The sequence below is a fragment of the Bacillus sp. FSL W8-0640 genome, assembly GCF_038007725.1.
In the GTDB taxonomy this organism is placed as follows: Bacteria; Bacillota; Bacilli; order Bacillales; family Bacillaceae_G; genus Bacillus_A; species Bacillus_A cereus.
Map to the genome: position 1 here is coordinate 2585639 of NZ_JBBOXT010000001.1, position 20319 is coordinate 2605957.

The window sequence follows — 20319 nt, forward strand, 5'->3', positions numbered from 1 at the left end:
TATCTTTATTATTCATAACTTAATAGCAAATAAAGTATATAAAAACTCTTTATATTGATCTTCTGTAATTTCATGCTTAGTTTTTTCCCCACGAATAGCTTCAGTTAAACTTGTATTCGTTAATGAAATATGACCGGAGTTCGTCAACTTTACTGCAATTGGTCCTTTATTAAAAATAGACTTCTCATCTTCTATCACTCTTCTTTGAACATCGTTTACTATTATCTCATCAATATTATGTTTATAAAAAGCATGACAAACTTTCCATTCTCCATCAGTATCTATTCTTTCTAAAACATAATTTCCCTTACTCGTATCTTTTCGTCTCACCCGGTACGAACCATTTTTTGAAGAAACAGACTTACCAGTAAAAGGTACAGGAACAAGAGGTACTAACGAAGCTATACCTACATCAATTAAATACTGTACATTATCATAAGTTAAAATAATTGTTATATGGCCATCCTCAAGTGCCCATGCATTTATATCGTTTTTATAAACCGTACCTAATGCCAGTTGTACATCATAGCCACAGTCTCTTAAGAAATAGTAAAAAAGAGTATTTAATTCGTAGCAAAGTCCACCACGGGAACTAGTTAAAATTTTCTCTCGTAAGTTTTCCAGAGAGATTTGATTCGTATTTCGTGCTATAACATCTAAATTCTCAAATGGTATAGTGTGTGCAAATGAAAAGAGTATAGTAGGTAATTCTTCAAACGTTACTTCATTACGTTTTTTAAGATTTAATCTTGTGAAAAGCTGATTTTGTAAACTTGTCATAATTAGCACCCCTTAAAAATTTATAAGTTTAAATAATATATGCTGATTGTAAATTTTAAGGGGCACTGTAACAATGTACATTTCATTTAACTGTACCGGTACAAAAATTACGATTCACAAGGTAAATTAATAGAAGGCGTCATTACAAATGTCTTTTCTGTAATTACTTCTTTTTGGGGAAAATCAAAAGCTACGAATATAAATTTAATAGTTTATCTATAGGCAAATTATTAATATCACTTAAATCAACAAAATAGTGAAGTTGCCACGTTTGGCTCCTTTTAGCTTGATTGCTAACAGTGGTATCCCAAACAGGATAAATTCTCATTGCCATTTTCCCTGTTTGACTTTGTGTTCTCAATATTTTTTCTTTAAGAAGAATCTCTTTAGGAAAAATAAATTGTCCTAGTTTATTATCAGCAATACAAGTGATTACTAATAAATCAGGAGCAGCTTCATAAGAGAAAGCTCTATTTCGCATATTTTCATCTTTCTCCCAAAAAGAAACAAATTGACCAATTTTATTAGGAGTAACTTTTGATTTTCTAAAACGAATGGTTTTGTTATTTAAGTGGAATAAACATCCTGCATATTCTGCGTTTTGCTTTTCTTCTTTTAGATTCGTAATCATTAAATTGTTAGGTTTGTAAACTATATTGTTTAAATCTCGGATCGTATCATTAAAATTGTTCAAGAAAACTCCCCCTTTATTCATCTCTTAGTTTACCACAAACATCAGTTCTTCTATATCGTATATAATCATGAACTAAGTGAAATGGGGGAATTTAGCAGGATATAATTATTACTTTAATGTACTTAGTTTTTCAATTGCTTGTTGTTCAGTTGCTAAGTAAAAAATGTCATTCCCTTTATTACATTCATAAATAAAATCCTTTAAGCTTTTACTAGTATACATAGAGAAATCTCCAACAATAGCAATCTTTACCTTGTAGTTTATAAATTTTTGAAGGATATCGCCCGCAAGCCGTGTTTTTAGATCAAAGAAATCTTCACTTATTAAAGATTTATGGATAATAATATGTTTCGCATCTACCTCATATTGAACTGTTGCCATAGTATCTAATGCAGACTGAACATCCGATATTAATACCTTATCGTTCCTAATGACCGCAATATTGATTCCATCGATTACTACTTTCTTTATTTCCATAGTCCCACCCCTTTATAATTTATACAGTATGAGTAAAATTGTTTTACAAAATTTCGTATTAATCATAGATTAAATTAGCTTCAGCTATTAAAATGGCCTCTATTTTTTGTTGTAAATATATATTTTTTTATTACCAATACGGTCAATGAAATTAATGATAGTTTCTCTTTTTTTATATTTTTGAATATATATATGGAATTACTTTTACTTGTTATAAAAATATTGTGGAGTAACATAACTTAACAAACTATCCAAAGTGTTAATCTCGGCATATGGTTGTATTTTGGTAGTATTCTTGATTTTCTGAGGGTTAAACCACACACCTTTTATATTTGCATTTTGAGGACCAGCAATATCCTTTTCTAAGTCATCCCCAACAAATAAAGTATTTTCCGGTTGTAAATTTAGCTTATCTAATGCTAGTTCGAATATACGTTTATCAGGTTTACTAAATCCCACTTCTTCAGAAATAATGATTGTTTCAAAATACCTATTTAAATTCGTGTTAAATATTTTAGCTTTTTGCCTCTGAGTTGAGCCATTTGTTATAATTCCAACTTTAAAGTGCTTCTTTATTTGATTTAAGAAATGAATAGTATTTTGGTCTATTGAAAAACATCTAGGGAAATTATTATTCCAAAAATCTTGGATGTAATTGCGTGGCAATCTATACCTTGGCGTGAATTCATCAAACAATGATTCTAAAACTGTCGTTTTATTACTTATGCCATATTCTCTTTTATCGTATTCTTTGAATTTCTGTAACATGTTGCTTTTAGCCGCACCATCTACATTTTCATAACACTTTTCTAAAACAATTAAAAATAATGCCTCTACTGCTTTATCCCTATCAAGTAATGTATCATCTAAATCAAACAGCATCGCTTTATAACCCATCAAATAATTTCACAACCTTTCTCGCATGATTTAAATAATCCTTAGTTCACACCTTAATCGTTTACTAAATTAGCAAAAAACTCTAAAGTTTGTGAAGTACACTCTATAATTTCGCTAGCTTTTTTTATATTGAAATTCATTTCCGTTTCCCCTTCTAGTAAGTAGCGAAAGTATATGTTCACACAGTTTAAGAAATCACATGCAGTTCCCAATATTATACATTGGTTTTTTAGAAATATAAATCGTTCAGCTTTTCATACGATAAGTTTTTTCAAGCATACAATTATTTTTTCATAAAAAGGAATATGGCTAATCATATTTTTTGGAGAATACACATTCTTGAAAATGAAGCTAATACGTTAAACGTCCTATGAAGTTCCTATTGTATCTCCACATAAACTCCAGATAGTACGGCTATAATGACTACCAGAGGTGATATTATGAAAAACTATCATATTCTCGTGGTAGAGGACGATCAAGAAATTCAGGAATTAATTAAACAATTTTTAATGACGCAGCATTATACAGTGATAGTCGCTTCAGATGGACTAGAGGGTATGACACAATTTAATAAGCAATCATTTGATTTAATTCTTCTAGATGTCATGATGCCCAATCTTAATGGGTTTGAAGTTTCTAAAATGATTCGAAGTCAGTCAAACGTACCAATTATTATGCTAACTGCGTTGGAAGAAGAGGAAGATCAAATGAAAGGATTCGACCTTGGGATCGATGATTATATAACAAAGCCCTTTTCATTTCATGTTTTGATTAGACGAGTCGAAGCTGTACTTAGAAGAAGTTATGATAAAAATGTAAATAATCATTTGATATTTAAAGAAGTGCGTATTGATGTGGATGCATATAGAGTATATGTAAATGACGTTGAAATTATATTAACGACAAAAGAGTTTGAAATTCTACAACTACTATTTCAAAATGAGAGAAAAGTACTCACAAGAGAAAATATCGTAGAGAAAGTCTGGGGTTACGATTATTTTGGAGAAACACGAATAATTGATACACATATTAAAAACCTACGCAAAAAATTAGCTATCCCTTATATTAAAACAATAAAGGGTATTGGTTATAAAATTGATGAATAGTATTGTGAAACTCATGAAAATGAAGCAAATTACTTATAAACTCTTTATGACTACATCTCTCATTTTATTATCCTTTGCAGTATTGATTTATTTAACTTTATACTTCTTTCTCCCTACGTTTTATGAGCAATATAAAACAGATCAACTTCAAACAGGGATAAACGAAATCATTGATAAGTCTAAAAATCTTACGTTTCAAGATGCGATACCACTTTTTGATGAATACGCCAAAAAAAATAATGCGATGCTTTATCTTCAAAATAAAGAAGGAGTAATTATTTACTCTCCTTCATTTTCTTTTATTCAAAGTGGTACGCAAAAAACAGTAGTTACTAAAGCAACACGATTCGAGAATGCAAGTACCCTCAGCAATTCATATAATGTTACGAAACCAATTCAATTCCAAGATGGTAGTTTAACGCTTATAGTGTTTGCTACATTTCAACCGATTGATGAAGCTTCACAGGTTTTAGTACGCTTTCTCCCCTATATTAGTATCATTGTGCTCGTTATTGGTATAGGGAGTGCTTATTTTTATTCCAGGTTTATTACAAAGCCACTTATTTATATTAATGAAGGTGCACAAAAGATGGCAAATTTAGATTTCTCCGAAAAAATTGAGGTTCGCTCTACAGATGAGTTAGGAGAATTATCTAATAGTTTGAATGACATGTCTATTAACTTACAACAAGCTATGTTTGATTTAAAAAAAGCAAATGAACAATTAAAAAATGATATTGAAAAAGAAAGAGAAATAGAAACAAAACGCAGAGAGTTTTTTGCGATTGTAGCACATGAATTAAAGTCCCCTCTTACTGTAATGAAAGGATACTTAGAAGGAATGATATACAATATTGGCCCTTATCAAAATCGCGATCAATATTTAAAGAAGAATCATCAAATTATTGAAAGTATGGAACAATTAGTTCGTGAAATTTTAAGCGTATCGAAATTAGAACAACACACCTTCAAACTAAAAGTAGAGAAAGTTAATCTTTCAAAATTAATAGGTACAATTACAAAAGATCTCGAATTTTTTGCTTCTCAAAAAAACATCGAAATAATAAAAGAAATTGATTTTGACCTTTCTATTTATACAGATTGTGCTCTTTTAGAAAAAGCATGTAAAAATATTATACACAATGCGGTTATGTATTCACCACATAATGAAAAAGTCTATATAAAGTTAAGTGAGGATTCGAAACAAGGTCAAATCAAAATGCAAATTATAAATACAGGTGTCAATATTAAAGATGAAGATTTACAACAAATTTTCAAACCATTTTATCGAATTGAAAAATCAAGAAATCGAAATACTGGAGGAAATGGTTTGGGGCTATATATTGTTAAACAAATTCTTGAAACACTAGATATAAAGTATTCAATGAAAAATATGGAACATAGTGTGCAATTTTGCATGAGTATTCCATTATCTAAACATAAAAACAAACAAACTCTCCTTTAAATAGGACGAGTTTGTTTGTTTTTATAGTAAGTATAAACTTATTAACAGGTTTTTCATTTGATGATATGTATGTTCTTAGAGCTGCTTTTGATAAGCAATCTATGCAAGATCTTCTTGGGAATTTAATAGTTGTTCGCCAATCTACCCTGCATTTACTTAGAAGCTTAGATAAAGAAGCTTGGTCACAAAGAGGAAATGCGAATAATTCTGAAGTTACAGTTCGTGCATTAGCATACATTATTGCTGGTCATGAGCTTCATCATCTTCAAATTATAAAAGAACGTTACCTTGGTTCTGATTTATATCCAGCAACTTAATATTTGAAGAAAATGAGTCCTATTTATGTAGTGCTCTTTTTCAGTATTTATAACGAATTAGTGCTTAGAACCATGGCAATTAAATGCATTTATTTATAAAATTCACCACATAATATTTATGCTATCCCTTCTTATTCTGTACATAATTTTCTTTAGGCTGATATACTATAAACGCAATAGTTCTGGAAAGGTGATGATAGTATGTATGAACAACAAAATAATAGAGATAGAGATCAAAAAATGATGTTTTCTATGCAAGGAGTTCCCACAAATAAAATTAACATGCATCAATTACCTAAATGGATTAGAATTTTTGGCTATTGTGCGTTTGGTTGGATAATAGTATTTAGTTTAATTATGATTGTAGGTTTAATTCTGCAATAACTATACAGAGTAGGTAAACGGGACGATATTTAGGTCATACATCTAGGTAATGTCCCGTTTTTTATGTGTGATTATCCCATGATATAGGTAACCAATTATAATAAAAAGAACCTGTAGAATATCCTACAAGTTCTTTTTATTATATTATTAAAACGGGAACAACAAACTATTGTAACATTCAGTACAGGGAGACCATTTTGATTATGGCTTGATTTTATTATAAATCAAATATAAGCTTTTGAAAGGTCTAGATTTTGAAAATTATGTGAATTAAAAAGCTACGACGTTTATATTAGATTTCATTTACGACCAACTTCTTCTTACTTAAATACACTGCACGATCTGATTTTTTAGCAACCTCCTGTGAGTGCGTCACAACAATAATGCATTTATTCTCTTTATGTGCAAGTTCTTGAAATAGTTCTATTATATCCATTGCAGTTTCCTCGTCGAGGTTTCCTGTCGGCTCATCTGCAATCAGTAAATCAACATTACAAGATAGTGCTCGAGCAATTGCTACACGCTGTTGTTGTCCGCCGCTTAGTTGCAGGACGTTTCGTTTCGCTTCAACTTCTGTGAGTCCTACCCTTTCTAACAATTCTAATGCTCTTGCTGTTTTATTTTGCACTTTAACACCCGTAATTTCCATTGCTGTTAAGACATTTTGAAGAGCTGTCATATAGGTTATCAAATTATAAGATTGGAAAATTACAGATACATTTTGATTACGGTATCGATCCAAACCAATTTTTCTAATATCTTTACCATTATACAGTACATAACCATTTTTAGGGACATCCAGTCCACAACCTAAGCTCAGAGTTGTGGTTTTACCAGATCCAGATGGTCCTAAAATCGTGTAGAAATGTCCTTTTTGAAAAGAAAAGTTAACATTATCTAGTATCGCTACATTTTTCCCATTACTTTCATAATAATAATCCAAATTTTTAAACTGTAAAATCGTCTCCATATTAAGCCTCCTCATTCATCTTTTAAAAGAATTTGTTTTGGGTTTAAACGTAGAATAGATAATGATGGAAGAAGCGTTGCTATTATAGCGATAGCCAGTCCAATTCCACCCATTTTCCCTACATCTTCTCCTGTTACACTTACATCAATTTTATCAATTGGATCTTCTTTTTGATTTTGTAGAGTACCACCAGATCCAGCCATCATTACAGTACCATGTTGCGAAGTATCTGTTTCTTCGCTTGCAGTAGCAATTTCATTCGAAAGTAAATTATCCCCGATATATTGAGAAACTTTAGCTCCTGTTGTTATGGATAATCCAAATGCTAAAATAGCGACACACACTACTTCTACTACGAATTGCGCTATCAGTTTCCACTTTTTCTCTCCAATAGACAATAGAATTCCCATTTCTTTACGACGTCCTTTAATTGATAGCATAATGATTAATCCTAAAATAATTGCACCTGCAATCGATACAATATAAATAATCATTTGAGAAGTCGAAGAGATATTTTCGATAGGACCAATCATTTGCTTGTACAATGAATCATGCGCATCTAATTTATAATAATTAAAATCAATGTTAGATTTTTTTGCTTCTTTTTTAAATGCATCAATATATTGTGGATCATTCAAGAAATACACGACTTGACCACTACTTATACCTTGGTCTACTTCTAATTTTTTCATAGTTGAATGCGGCATATATAGTTTATTAGCTGGATCCATAATAGGAGGAGCCTGTTGACCCATTGCTTGCTCATTTGTTTCGTAAATGCCGATAATTTCAACCTCAAGAGTTTCCTTCTTATCCCCTGATTGTACTTTAACTTTGTCTCCTACTTTCAAATTGTTTAATTCCGCTAATCGTTTTTCCATTAAAGCTACATTCTGATCCTTCATTTGCTCTGTTATTGGTTTTCCATCAATGATTTTACTTTTTCCGTTTTTAAAGCTTTCTTGTAATGCAGTCTTGCGAACTCCCTCAATCATAAAAGAAGCATTTATATCTATTTCTGTACCAGAGCTTGAACCGCCTCGCGCAGCCGTCATTCCCACTTTACCTTTTCCTTCTTCTTCTCCTTCTGAAGCTCCTACTAGTTTAAGTCCATCAGAAATACCGAAAGTGTTAGCTATGTAATTATAATCTTTTACATACTTGGACTTCGCTAATTGATCTGTTTCTTTTGCATCGAGCTGCGGCGGATTTGGCATTTCTCCAGTTTCCTTAGCTTTTTGACCTATTTTGTCGAAATCAAGACTTAAAGTAACATCTGCACCAAGTTTTTTTCTTGCAGCATCCGCTGCTTTTTTTGATGCATTTTGGATTGTGAAACCTGAAAGAACCAAATTTGTAACAATCAGAAAAACTGCCATCAAAATTAATGATGTTCCTATCCTTTTTTTCATACTGAGAATTGCTCGTTTCATAAAATTCATTTTTCTTACCTCCTTGATAACTTGTATTCTATATAGGTTATCTAGAGTTTATATGGAGCTAATCGGTAGTTTAACTAGAGATATAAGGAGTTTATGTGTAGTTATTCATTTACCTGTTCAAGAAAAACTAGAACACAAATTCAAAAATGCAGTCGTTTTTGAATATTGGTAAGGAGTTAGTCAATTTAAGAGACTTATAGAAAAGAGAGGTTAAGCTTAATTTAATGTATATAATACAATAAATATAGAGAAGCTATTTGTGAATATCTAGATGGAAATTGTTAAGTTCCTCATAGAAATTACATCTTTTAATAAGAAAAGAAAAACAAGTTAACATTCTTCTTAAATTTTAATATAAATTATTTATAGTTTTATTTTATTGCACGATTTATAATATAATATGCAAATTTATCACCTATTTTTATAATTCAAGCACCTACTATTAGGAAAAGAGAATATTTCCTAATTAATTTAAAACATAAATTTTGTCTATGTTTTAAACAATATGTATTTTGGAGGAGGTTAATTTGATTTTTTCAAAACTCATTGATCGGTACGCCTTATATGATTTACACAAAAAAAGAAGTGTAGCGTTTCAGTTTACTTCCCTTTCTAACACTTCATTAAATATAAAGAACATAGAATCTTTTTATAAAGTAAAACCATCACATTTTCATTTTGACATTAAGCATTCAAAGCAGGAAAATGAATACATGATTGGGCAATTCAACTATAAAAGTTCGGTTCAATCCGGTGATTCACACAACGACTCTGTAACTGGGGAATTATTCTTACATGAAAATGAAAATGCACCTCATGTTATCTTTGTTCACGGTTGGAGAATGGATTCTAACGAACGTGTGAAAAAAATATTCCACGATCATATGACCAGCCTGAAGTGGAATATGTATTATTTCACTCTACCCTATCATTTTGAAAGAAAACCCGATCAATCCTTATTCAGTGGAGAGTATATGGTAAGTGCAAATATTGAACGAACATTACAAGCAACTAGACAAGCGGTAGCTGATTTACGAGCTTTGATTAAATGGATTAAAGCAAATAAAAAGGGGCCCCTCATTCTAATAGGAATTAGTTTAGGCGGATTTATTACTAACTTAACCTCTCTTGTTGAAGAAGAAATTGATGTGTTAGCATCCATTTTCTATGCAAATCGACTTTCTTATTCGATTTGGAATACAACTCCAGGTAAATTTATTAGAGAAGACTTGGAACATCATGGTGTTACGTATGATGATTTAATAGATTATTGGAAAATCACTGAACCGAGTCAAGCATTGCCAAAAGTAAAAAAAGAAAATATTTTATTAATTTCAGGTAAGCATGATCTATATGTGCATTCTGAGGATACAGACTACTTGTGGGAATCTTGGGAAAGACCTCCACGATATATTTATAAATGTGGGCATGCCGGGATCGTTCTTAAACGTAAAAAAATTGCAACTGATACTATTGATTTTATTCAAAATCGATTGAACTCCCCACACTTATCCAATGTCATGCCTTAAATCGCGAGATTACTAAGTACAAAATCTTATACTTATATTGTTATATTTTTTACTAGTCACCTTTGTAAACCTTAGCCCCAAGCCTTACACGATTGAAAATGAAATAAAATAAATAAGGAACTAATTTACCATATGGAAAAACATTGCTCAGCATTTTCACCAGTGGTCCCTGTATATGCAATATTACATACAAAAATCTTTATGTATTACGTTATTAATTTAAAAATAAATTATTCATCCATAAATCTATACCATCCGTATTTACAGTTATGGATACCCTAATTACATATGAAAAAGAGAGAAGAACATTGGCTAGTTCTTCTCTCTTTGTTTATTTTTAAGATAACTATCTATAAAATTTTGCTTTTCATAATTCTTCATGAGTCTAGAAAAGAATCTAATCCTTTTCTAGACTCAAAAATAAATTTTTCTAATGTACATAATTACAACGACATTAAACCACTTTGCTCTTAAATCCACTACTTGTATTATTGATTGCATGAAACTCCTTCTTGAGAAAGGTTTTAATTTCCGAATATTCTGTTGACCGTTATAACATATCCAATTTACAATTTAATTGTGGTGTTCTTTCACAATTAAACTACTTAGAATACACTTCATTTATTTGAAAACAATTACAAATAGAGGTGCTAAAATGAAAACTAGAGTAAATCCAGAATTATTACAAGGATTAGAGATGTTTCCGGATCTCGATTTACGCCCAGAAAATTTGCAATCAATCAGAGAAGGAATAGCTCAAATGAGACCACCTACCGTTGTTGATGACTCTCTTTCTTTAACAGATAAAGTCATTGTTGGGCCTGATGATAATCCGTTACCATTACGAATTTATCGTCCAAAATCAAATCATGAATCTTTACCTGTCTTATTATGGATACATGGTGGAGGTTATATCTTAGGGTCTATAGATGATAACGATGATATTTGTATGAGGTTTGCAAAAGAAGCTAGCTGTGTGGTCGTGTCTGTAGACTACCGCTTAGCACCTGAACACCCTTACCCAGCACCAATTGAGGATTGTTATTCAGCTTTAAAATGGATTGCTGATAATGCAAAGTCATTAAACATTGATTCGAATCGAATTGGGCTTGCAGGAGTAAGCGCTGGCGGTGGACTAACAGCAGCATTATCATTATTAGCACGAGATCGAAAATATCCTTCAATTTGTTTACAAATGCCACTATATCCAATGATTGATGACAGAAATGATACACCTTCAGCGAATGAAATTAAAGAGGGATTTGTTTGGAACCAAAAGGCAAATGAAGCTGGCTGGAAAATGTATTTAGGAGAAATGTATGGAACGGATCAAATCCCTGCCTATGCAGCACCTTCTCGAGCTGAGGATTATAGTGACTTACCGTATACTTACACATTTGTTGGTCAATTAGATCCATTCCGCAGCGAAACATTAACCTATGTAAGCAAACTAGCACAAGCTGGTGTTGATGTGGAGTTTCATTTATATCCAAATGCCTATCACTGGTTTGAAGGGTTAAATCCAAATGCCGATGTATCTATTTATGCTGTGAACGAAATAGTACAAGCAATAAAGACTGGTTTCAAACGAGTATCCAAGGTTGAGGCTTAATCCCATTACAAGAGAAACACTTATAAATAGTATATATGTATTTATCATTTAAATATAATAGCCGATTCTAAATAAGAATCGGCTATTAATATGTAAAATCCGCCTAATATATCAAGGTTGAGAAACAGATATAAGATGTTTAGGCGATGTGTTTATTTCCTCTGCTAATGCTTTTATGTTCATCATGATTTGAAGTATTTCTTCTTTTGTTGTTCTTGGGTTAATAGAGCAAAGTCGAATTACTACTTTTTCTTTTAATTTAGTCGTACTTAGCATAGCAAATCCTCTTTGATTAATTTCTTCCACCAATTTTTTGTTTATTTCATGAATTGTATCTGTAGATGTTAGCTCACATGGAATATAACGAAAAGTAACAATTCCTAATTGGGCAGGTGTTACTACTTCCCAATCTTTTTCTTTCCTTAAAAACTCTTCAACTTGTTCAGCTAGCATAATGCCATGATCAATTGCCTCACGAAAAGCTGTAACTCCGAATGCTTTAAAAGAAAGCCATACCTTTAATGCTCTAAATCTACGAGAAAGTTCAATTCCACGCTCCCCAAAATTCACTTTTTCTTCTATATTAGTTTCTGTATCCTTAATATACTCTGGGATCATACGGAATGTTTCACTTAAATATTGGCTATTTCGAATAAGTATACAACCAACATCATAAGGCTGAAAAAGCCATTTATGCGGGTCTAACGTTAAAGAATCGGCACGATGAATTCCACTTAATAACTCCCTTCCTTTTTCACTGAGAATTGCTGCAGCCCCATAAGCCCCATCCACGTGTAGCCATATATCTTCATCACCACATACATCAGCCAATTCATCGAGGGAGTCCACCGCTCCGCAATTCGTTGTCCCTGCATTAGCAATAACACAGAATGGTTTTTTCCCTTTTAATCGATCTTCTTTTATTTGTTTTCTTAAAGTACTAACTGAAATTTTTAAGTCTTCATCTGTCTCAATTCGGCAAATTTGATGCTGTTTAAAACCTAATACTTTAAGTGCTCGATCTACAGAAAAATGAGTTTGGTTAGAAAAATAAACAATCGCATTTTCTATGTCATTATTCAGCTTGACCTGTCTCGCTACAGTAAGTGCAGTCAAATTAGCCATGGAACCACCACTGACAAATAGTCCTTCAGCTGAATCAGGGAATCCTAGCATTGATTTTAACCAGTTAATTGTCGTTAATTCAATTTGTTCGGCACCTGCACCTACTATCCAAGCTGTAGGAAATACATTAAACCCACTTGCTAAAAAATCTGCTAATACACCAACATAATTATTAGGACCTGGCACAAAAGCCATAAAATGAGGATGATCCACATGAGTAATTTGATTAAACACATTGTTATTAAGAAAATGAAGTAATTCTTTTGGATTAGATCCGTTTTCCGGAATCGTTTCAATTAGCTTGTCTCTAAAAATATTACTATCAATCGTTTCTGAAACTGGTTTACTTTTTAAATGATTCATATGATCAACAATCAAGTCAACCGCTTGATATCCTAACTGACGCATCTCTTCGGCTGATAACTGTAATTTTTTTGTCATTTGATTTACTCCTATTCTATTTAAAAAGGCGAGTTCTTGCTCGCCTTTTCATTTTTTATAATTTGTAATCACAAATTGTTTGTATTGGATTTTGAAGAATCGTGTTGATTAACCCATGGATGTGATTTAATATTTCCTGTATTTTCTCTGCTTCATATACGGTTTGATCATATCCAAACTTTATTGTAAGTCTTTCTTCAGGGAAGCACATAATTCCATACTTTACATGTGGCTCATCAACAACTTCGTAATCCGTGATAGCAAAATGTCTGTTTTCATTTGAAGAAAAGATTGCTGGATTAGTTGGATAGTTTTCAAAAACCCAAAGATGGTCAGTCAACTCAGTTTTTAATTCACTTTGCTTTTGTATATCAACAAATGAATAGTATGCATACTCATTACATTTCAATGTCTCTAGTTGTACCTTTTGCAGGAAGTCCACAAAAGATTGCGTTTCTGTCCATGCTAATCGGATAGGCAAAACATTTGTGAACAGACCGAACATATTTTCAATTCCTTCTACTTCGGGAGGTCTGACTGATACTAGATTAGGCAATACTACTTCTCTCGTTCCGTTGAATTTGCCAAGCAATATTCCCCATACAGCTAGTAATGCCGTATTCATAGTTATATTATTTTTAGTTACAAATGTCTGTAACTGATCAGTCAAATCCTTGTCTAATGTTAAATCCATAAAAGTGAAGTTTAACCCTTCACTTTTAGATGGGACTTTCTTTTTAGGAATACTAATTTTCTGATTGTATCCTGATAAATAATCTCGCCAAAAATGACGTGCTTTCTCATGATCTTGTGCCAAAGTCCAATCTATAAATGTTTCAAAAGGTTTTACCATGGGTAACCCCGCCGTAGTTCCGGCATTTGTAGTTTCGTAGAGCTGGAATAATTCGTCTATCAAAATGCTGACGCTCCAACCATCACATAATAGATGATGGGAACTCCAAATTACTTTATGCTCGTTATTACCTAGTTGGAATATACAGAGACGTGTCATAAGTTCATCATTTTTAAATCCTCGACTTAAATTTTCATTCATCCACTGTTTTAGGAATTCTTGCTGTTCTTGTTTCGTCATCTCAATCAAGTTTTTTATTTCTGAATTTATTTGAACATCATATAGAACAGCTTGCCAAGGTTTTGCTTGTTCATCTTGCACAATTATTGTTCTTAAAGAATCATGACGATCAACTAATTGTTGGAAACACTGAATAAAGAGTTTAATATCCAGCTCCCCCTCAAGTGCCCAAATTGTTTGTTCAAAATATGCATTTGTATCAGGTTCATTCGTAGCATGCTCATAAATAACTTCCTGGAAAGGTGCTAACGGGTAAATACGTTCTATTTTTATATCCGGCATTTTTTCTTGTATTTTGTTAAGTGTATGTTGATTAAGTTGTTTATCTTTAACATTTAGTAATGTAGCTTTATTATCGTTCATTATGTTTACATCATTTGTTTGTGAACTTGAAAACTGGTCTAGCTTTTTAACAAATTGAACCATGTCCCTTAATATAGGAAATGAAAATATATTTTTTGGTTCAAGCTCGAATCCTTGTCGATACAGTCTGACGGACACTTGAATCGCTTTTATCGAATCTCCACCTAAGGCGAAGAAATGATCATTTACTCCAACTTGATCTATTTTGAGTACTTCTTGCCAAATACTAGTTAATATTTTTTCCATTTCAGTTTTTGGGGCAATAAATACTTCATTTTTTTGTTTCTCCGGAGTAGGTAGCGCTTTTCTATCTAATTTCCCGTTTGGAGTCAGGGGTAATTGGTCCAAATAAACAAAATAAGAAGGAATCATATAATCTGGCAAGTGATCTCGCAAATGCTTTCGTAGTTCTGTTGTACTAATATTTTGCTCAGTTACCACATATGCAACTAAAAATTTTATTCCGTTCTCATCTGTTTGATCAATTACGACAGCATGTTCGACTTGTTTATAAGTTAGAAGACAATGAGAGATTTCTTCTAACTCTACTCGATATCCCTGAATTTTCACTTGGTAATCTTGGCGGCCTAAAAATTCAATATATCCCTCAGAATGCATTTTTCCACAATCTCCTGTTTTATATATAAGACCAAAATCAGGATGTGACACAAACGCTTCATTTGTTTTCTTTTCATCATTTAAATATCCTTTAGCAAGGCCCACTCCCCCGATATATAAATCTCCAATTACACCAACAGGGCACATTTTCTTTTCATAGTTCAACACATAATACGTTTGGTTTGCCAAGGGCATCCCGTATGGAATACTATTCCAATGTGATTCCACCTGTTTGACCGGATAATAAATTGACCAAATCGATGCTTCTGTTGCCCCTCCTAGTGAGACTACTTCTGCAATCGGAAAATGTCGTTTTATTTTTTCTGGTAAAGAAAGCGGAATCCAATCTCCACTATGTAAAACTAAACGTAAAGAAGGATATTCAAAATGAGAACCTACTTGCTCCAATGCCAAATCCATGATTGCAGGCACTGTATTCCAAATTGTAATCCCTCTACGTTCGACAGTGCGGATTAATTCTTGCATGTCTCTCGGATCACGAATCATTACTAACATTGCACCTGTGCTTAAAGCTCCGAAAATATCGTATACAGATAGGTCAAAACACATGGAAGAGATACCAATAATACGATCATCTTCATTCACCTCATATTTTTGATTTATGTCTTGAATAGTATTTGTAACCGCTTGGTGAGTAATAATTACTCCTTTTGGTTTTCCTGTACTTCCTGAAGTGTATATAATATAGGCAATATCTTCTGGACCAGCAATAGCGGGCATATCTTCTGTTGTATAAAATGACAAATGATTTTCTTCATAAAGACTAGGTTCTAATAAAAGCTTGCATGAGCTATTTTTTAAAATATATGTTTGGCGATCTAAAGGATGATCGGGATCAATCGGAACATAAGCGGCACCTGATTTTAAAATACCTAACATATTAACAATTGTGTCAACTCGCCTTTTTGCTAAAAGACCCACTTTGTCACCTAGACCAATACCTTGCTCTTTTAAGAAGTGGGCAATTTGATTAGAACGTTTATGAAGTTCCGAGTATGTTAACCATTCTTGTTCAAATACCACCGCTACTTCATCCGGCGTACGTTTTACTTGGTCTGTAAATAATTGATACAGAGTAGTTGAAGGTATTTTTTTTGTTGTTTCATTGTATTGCTTAATTAGAGTTTGATCCGATTCTTTCATATGCAAAGATGTTATATCGCTTTGTTTCACCAATTGTTCCAATAAGTCAACAAATTGGGAAAACATTGCTTCTATTACATCAACATCAAACAACTCTTCAACATAGTTCCAGCTAATTAATAACTCTCCATTTTTTTCAATTACTACATTATCCAAATACACTTGTGGAGTCCGAGCATGAATATAGCGAAGAGAACCAAGTTGTTCCCAAGAGAAAGCACCTGCACCTGCTAACATCGAGGTGAAAACGATTGGCATAACTGCTTTTGGCGTCATTTGATGATATCGAGTAAAATCTCGAATAAAGTTAACTCCATCGTAATGACGATGTTCAAGGCCATCTAATAAAGTAGCTTGCGTTTCTTTTACTCTAGTAAAGAAAGTTTGCTCTGGTTTTACATCAACATCCAATAAAATAAGTGATGTGAAATCTCCAACAATCTGTTCTACTTCATCATGAACAGGATAACGGTTAAATACAGTCAAGTTAATTGCTAATCGACGTTGATTACTCCAATATGCCAACACATCACCATATATTGTACAAAGTAGAGCGGAAGGCGTTACCTCTTTCTCTTGTGCTAACTTTCGTAGCTTTGTCCATTTTTTATTATCCAGGATTTTTGTAAGTGATTGGAATTTAGGAGTAGCAATCTCTGCTGGATCCTTTTTTAACAGCAAAGAAGGTGCAAATGGAAAGTCAGGAAGCTTACTTGTCCAATAATCTTTTGCTGTTTTATATTCTTCGCTTTGTTCCATTTCATCATAGATAAACATATAATCTTGAAAATCAAAAGATAAAGATTCTAATTTTTGATTTGGTTTATAATAATAATGCAACAAATCCTGTCCAACAATGTTCATGCTTGCTCCGTCCATTAATAAAGCATCGTATCGAAAACATAATAAATACGTGTCTTCTTTTAAAAGAAAAGCTTTCAATTCAAACAAAGGCCATTGCCCCAAAGGGAATACATGGTTAGTCATTCGAGAACGCTCTTCTTGTAAGCGAGCATGTTGATTCCTATCATCTAAATCTATGAGACTCACTATTTCAATCTCGTAATCAGGAACGCTTTGTAATATTTGCTGTTTTCCCTCTGGTAAAATTACAGCTCGCAACATTGGATGACGATGAATTACCTTTTGAAAACTTTTTGAAAGACGATTGATATCCAATGCTGTTTCATATTCAAAATATGTTTGAGGGGAAATACCACTTAATTCAAACTGTGAATTCCGTCCTATCATATACGCGGTCTGAACTTCTGTTAAGGAAAATGGCTTAGACAAATCTTTAACATGAGTTGGTCTACTTTCAAGGTTTTCCTCTTTATGCTCTAGCTTTACACAAGAACTCAGTTGAGCGATTGTGGGGTGCTTAAAAAAATCTGTTGTACTTATTTTTAAGCCGTCTTTTCTTAATAAATTAATTACCTGAAGTGCTTTAATAGATTCTCCTTTTAATGCAAAAAAATTATCATGAATACCGATTCCCTCGATCTCCATAACTTTTTCCCATGCACGCACTAATTTTTGTTCAATTTCATTGCGCGGAGCAACGTATGGAATTGATACATAATCTGTTTGTGTTATATCCAACAATCTTTTTCTATCCACTTTTCCATTTGGATTCAATGGAATCTCTTCTACCTGAATCATTTTTTCAGGAATCATAAACTCAGGTAATTTATCACTTAAATATTTTCTGATTTCACCAAAAGACACCTTGTTATCCGATACATAGTAGGCAGCTAATAATTTCCTATTTCCATACACTTGATCAACAACGATAGCCTGGTTTATTTCTGGATATTCCCTTAATTGAGTTTCGATTTCTCTTAATTCAATCCGATACCCCCGAATTTTCACTTGATGATCCATTCTACCTAAATATTCAAGTTCTCCATTAGGCAACCAACGAACGAGATCACCTGTATGATACATCATTTCCCCTGCCGCAAAAGGACTCGGTACAAACTTTTCATCTGTCAGTTTATTTTTACCAAGATACCCTCGTGCTACCGCTACGCCAGCAATGCAGAGTTCACCGGGAATTCCAAATGGTTTTAATTGGCCATACTTATTCAATATATAGGAATGATAATTCGGGTTAGGTTTGCCAATCGTAACTTCTTTGGAAGTGCTCAACTCTTTTACTGTTGCGCAAATGGTTGTTTCTGTGGGACCATAAATATTTAAAATTGTTGCTTCACTGATACAACGAATTTTTTCAACCAAATCAATGGAAAATGATTCTCCTGCTAATAAAATAGATTTTAAATCTTTTAGAAAAATCGCCCCTTCTGGATCACTCAAAATCACTTCCATTCGCGATGGCGTTGATTCCCATAAATCCACCTTATGTTTTTTGACCAAATGAGCCAATTCTTTTGTTGCAAACTGGTCCTCTGTAGCAATTACTACTTTTGAACCTTGCGTTAAAGGAAGACATATTTCTAACAAGGAAATATCAAAAGATACACTAGCAAGAAACAAGAATGATTGATTAGCTTTTACTTTTTCTCTCATTACATTTAAAAAATGAACTAGCGATTTTTGTTCTATCATTACCCCTTTTGGATTTCCTGTCGATCCTGATGTGTAAATAACATAAGCTAAATCATTAGGATTATGTTCTCGTACTAAATTACTTTCTTCACCTTGAAAAAGATATTCTTTATCAAGATACAGTACTTCACCTGCAAATTGTGGCAATACTTCCTCTGTTCGCTTACTAAGTAAATATTTTGCTTGACTATCTTGTAACATATATTCAATTCGTTCAGTTGGGTAGTTAGGGTCTATTGGTAAATAGGCTGCTCCTGCTTTTAAAATCCCCATCATACCAATAATCATTTCTAATGACCGATCTACCATAACGCCAATAATACTTTCTTTTGAAACACCTTTACTTTGAAGAATAGAAGCCAATTGATTCGCTTTCTTATTCAATTCTCTATATGTCAAAGATTGATCATTACAAACAACAGCAATTTGATCTGGAGTTTTTAATACTTGCGCTTCAAACAAATCTTGAAATGATTGAAACAAGTCTATGCCCGTTTGAAAAGCATTCAATCCTTCTAACAACTCTTTTTCTTCTTCTGCAATAATACAAATATCTTTCAATGCCAAATTCGGATTTTGTAAAACTTGCTTTAAAACATAACAATACGAATTGGCAAACTGTTGCAAAGAAGAGAATGAACGGGACTTACAAGAAATTTGAAATTCAAATTCATTATGTATTTCATTCCATTTTCTTCGTATCCATAGGGCTAAATTATTCTCTGCGTATTCTTCTAGCGAATTTTCATTATGTAATCCTTCCATCCCGATTACAATTTGAAAAGGAGTTAAATTGTGTTTAACTAATAATTCAGAGAGCGGATACTCCTGATTTTCATACCCGAATAAAGTCGTTTGTTCAATCTCATTTACTAATTGTTTAAAGGTGTGATGCGGATGGATTTCACTTCCTAAAGGAATCAACTTATTAAGATTCTCACTTTGTTCAAGATTCTTTTCAATTATAGGAATACCAATAGTAATTCTTTCTTGATCTGTATAATGTGCCAAACAAACCCTTAAAGCGGCTTGAAACCAGCTAAATAATAATAAATCTTGAGACTTACTTATTTTTTGTATACTTTTACTAAATTCTACATTCACTATGACTTGAACGTACTCACAAGGTGTTTCTTTATTTAGTTGGTAATCGCTATTAAATTTAAATACAGAAAAATCGAGAATCTCGGAAGATAATTGCTCCTTCCAAAACGCTTCTACTTCTTTATTTTCATGAATTGAACTTCGATCTTTAATGTGCATTTTTATCT

General features: G+C 32.5%; 13 protein-coding genes and 1 pseudogene. 6 read left to right on the top strand and 8 right to left on the bottom strand.

The genetic code is table 11. From position 1 onward, the window contains the following. Positions 1–12: 12 nt before the first annotated feature. The 4 genes from N2V80_RS13410 to N2V80_RS13425 all read right to left on the bottom strand — a co-directional run bounded on the left by N2V80_RS13410 (position 13) and on the right by N2V80_RS13425 (position 2848). Positions 13–780: an arylamine N-acetyltransferase family protein gene (locus N2V80_RS13410; RefSeq protein ID WP_000202805.1), complete on the bottom strand. Its 768-nt coding sequence runs from the start codon at positions 778–780 to the stop codon at positions 13–15. Between the two features lie 190 nt (positions 781–970). Then, positions 971–1474: a MepB family protein gene (locus tag N2V80_RS13415; protein WP_001058767.1), complete on the bottom strand. Its 504-nt coding sequence runs from the start codon at positions 1472–1474 to the stop codon at positions 971–973. 108 nt (positions 1475–1582) lie between these two features. Next, a complete protein-coding gene (locus N2V80_RS13420; protein WP_000403464.1) occupies positions 1583–1951 on the bottom strand; it encodes a DUF4180 domain-containing protein in 369 nt (122 codons plus the stop codon). 204 nt (positions 1952–2155) lie between these two features. Next, positions 2156–2848 carry an HAD family hydrolase gene (locus tag N2V80_RS13425; protein WP_000540714.1) on the bottom strand — a complete coding sequence of 231 codons (693 nt, stop codon included), beginning with the start codon at positions 2846–2848 and terminating at the stop codon, positions 2156–2158. 440 nt (positions 2849–3288) lie between these two features. On the opposite strand from N2V80_RS13425, the gene N2V80_RS13430 reads away from it, so the two are divergent. The 4 genes and pseudogenes from N2V80_RS13430 to N2V80_RS13445 all read left to right on the top strand — a co-directional run bounded on the left by N2V80_RS13430 (position 3289) and on the right by N2V80_RS13445 (position 6120). After that, positions 3289–3954, top strand: a complete 666-nt coding sequence (locus N2V80_RS13430; protein WP_000800726.1) for a response regulator transcription factor — start codon at positions 3289–3291, stop codon at positions 3952–3954. Then, positions 3947–5419, top strand: a complete 1473-nt coding sequence (locus tag N2V80_RS13435) for a sensor histidine kinase (RefSeq protein WP_001084897.1) — start codon at positions 3947–3949, stop codon at positions 5417–5419. The genes N2V80_RS13430 and N2V80_RS13435 overlap by 8 nt, the downstream gene beginning before the upstream one ends. A 41-nt stretch (positions 5420–5460) precedes the next feature. Beyond that, positions 5461–5736 (top strand): annotated as a pseudogene (locus tag N2V80_RS13440) (DinB family protein); the annotation flags it as partial. 201 nt (positions 5737–5937) lie between these two features. Further along, on the top strand, positions 5938–6120 hold the full coding sequence (locus N2V80_RS13445) for a hypothetical protein (protein ID WP_000273232.1): 183 nt from the start codon (positions 5938–5940) through the stop codon (positions 6118–6120). 292 nt (positions 6121–6412) lie between these two features. On the opposite strand, the gene N2V80_RS13450 is transcribed toward N2V80_RS13445, so the two are convergent. Both N2V80_RS13450 and N2V80_RS13455 read right to left on the bottom strand, forming a co-directional pair. Next, positions 6413–7090, bottom strand: a complete 678-nt coding sequence (locus tag N2V80_RS13450) for an ABC transporter ATP-binding protein (protein WP_000447855.1) — start codon at positions 7088–7090, stop codon at positions 6413–6415. 11 nt (positions 7091–7101) lie between these two features. Next, entirely contained in the window at positions 7102–8532 is a 1431-nt protein-coding gene (locus N2V80_RS13455; RefSeq protein ID WP_061654590.1) for an ABC transporter permease, read from the bottom strand. Positions 8533–9059: 527 nt separating this feature from the next. On the opposite strand from N2V80_RS13455, the gene N2V80_RS13460 reads away from it, so the two are divergent. Then, positions 9060–10061, top strand: coding sequence for an alpha/beta hydrolase (locus N2V80_RS13460; RefSeq protein ID WP_061655548.1), 1002 nt, complete (start codon positions 9060–9062; stop codon positions 10059–10061). Between the two features lie 655 nt (positions 10062–10716). Continuing rightward, entirely contained in the window at positions 10717–11673 is a 957-nt protein-coding gene (locus N2V80_RS13465; protein WP_061655549.1) for an alpha/beta hydrolase, read from the top strand. 111 nt (positions 11674–11784) lie between these two features. Here the strand turns inward: N2V80_RS13465 and N2V80_RS13470 are convergent, their stop codons facing one another. After that, positions 11785–13239 carry a pyridoxal phosphate-dependent decarboxylase family protein gene (locus N2V80_RS13470; RefSeq protein WP_061655550.1) on the bottom strand — a complete coding sequence of 485 codons (1455 nt, stop codon included), beginning with the start codon at positions 13237–13239 and terminating at the stop codon, positions 11785–11787. Between the two features lie 55 nt (positions 13240–13294). After that, positions 13295–20311 (bottom strand): non-ribosomal peptide synthetase, encoded by a 7017-nt coding sequence (locus N2V80_RS13475; RefSeq protein WP_061655551.1) that lies wholly within the window; start codon positions 20309–20311, stop codon positions 13295–13297. Positions 20312–20319: the final 8 nt, after the last annotated feature.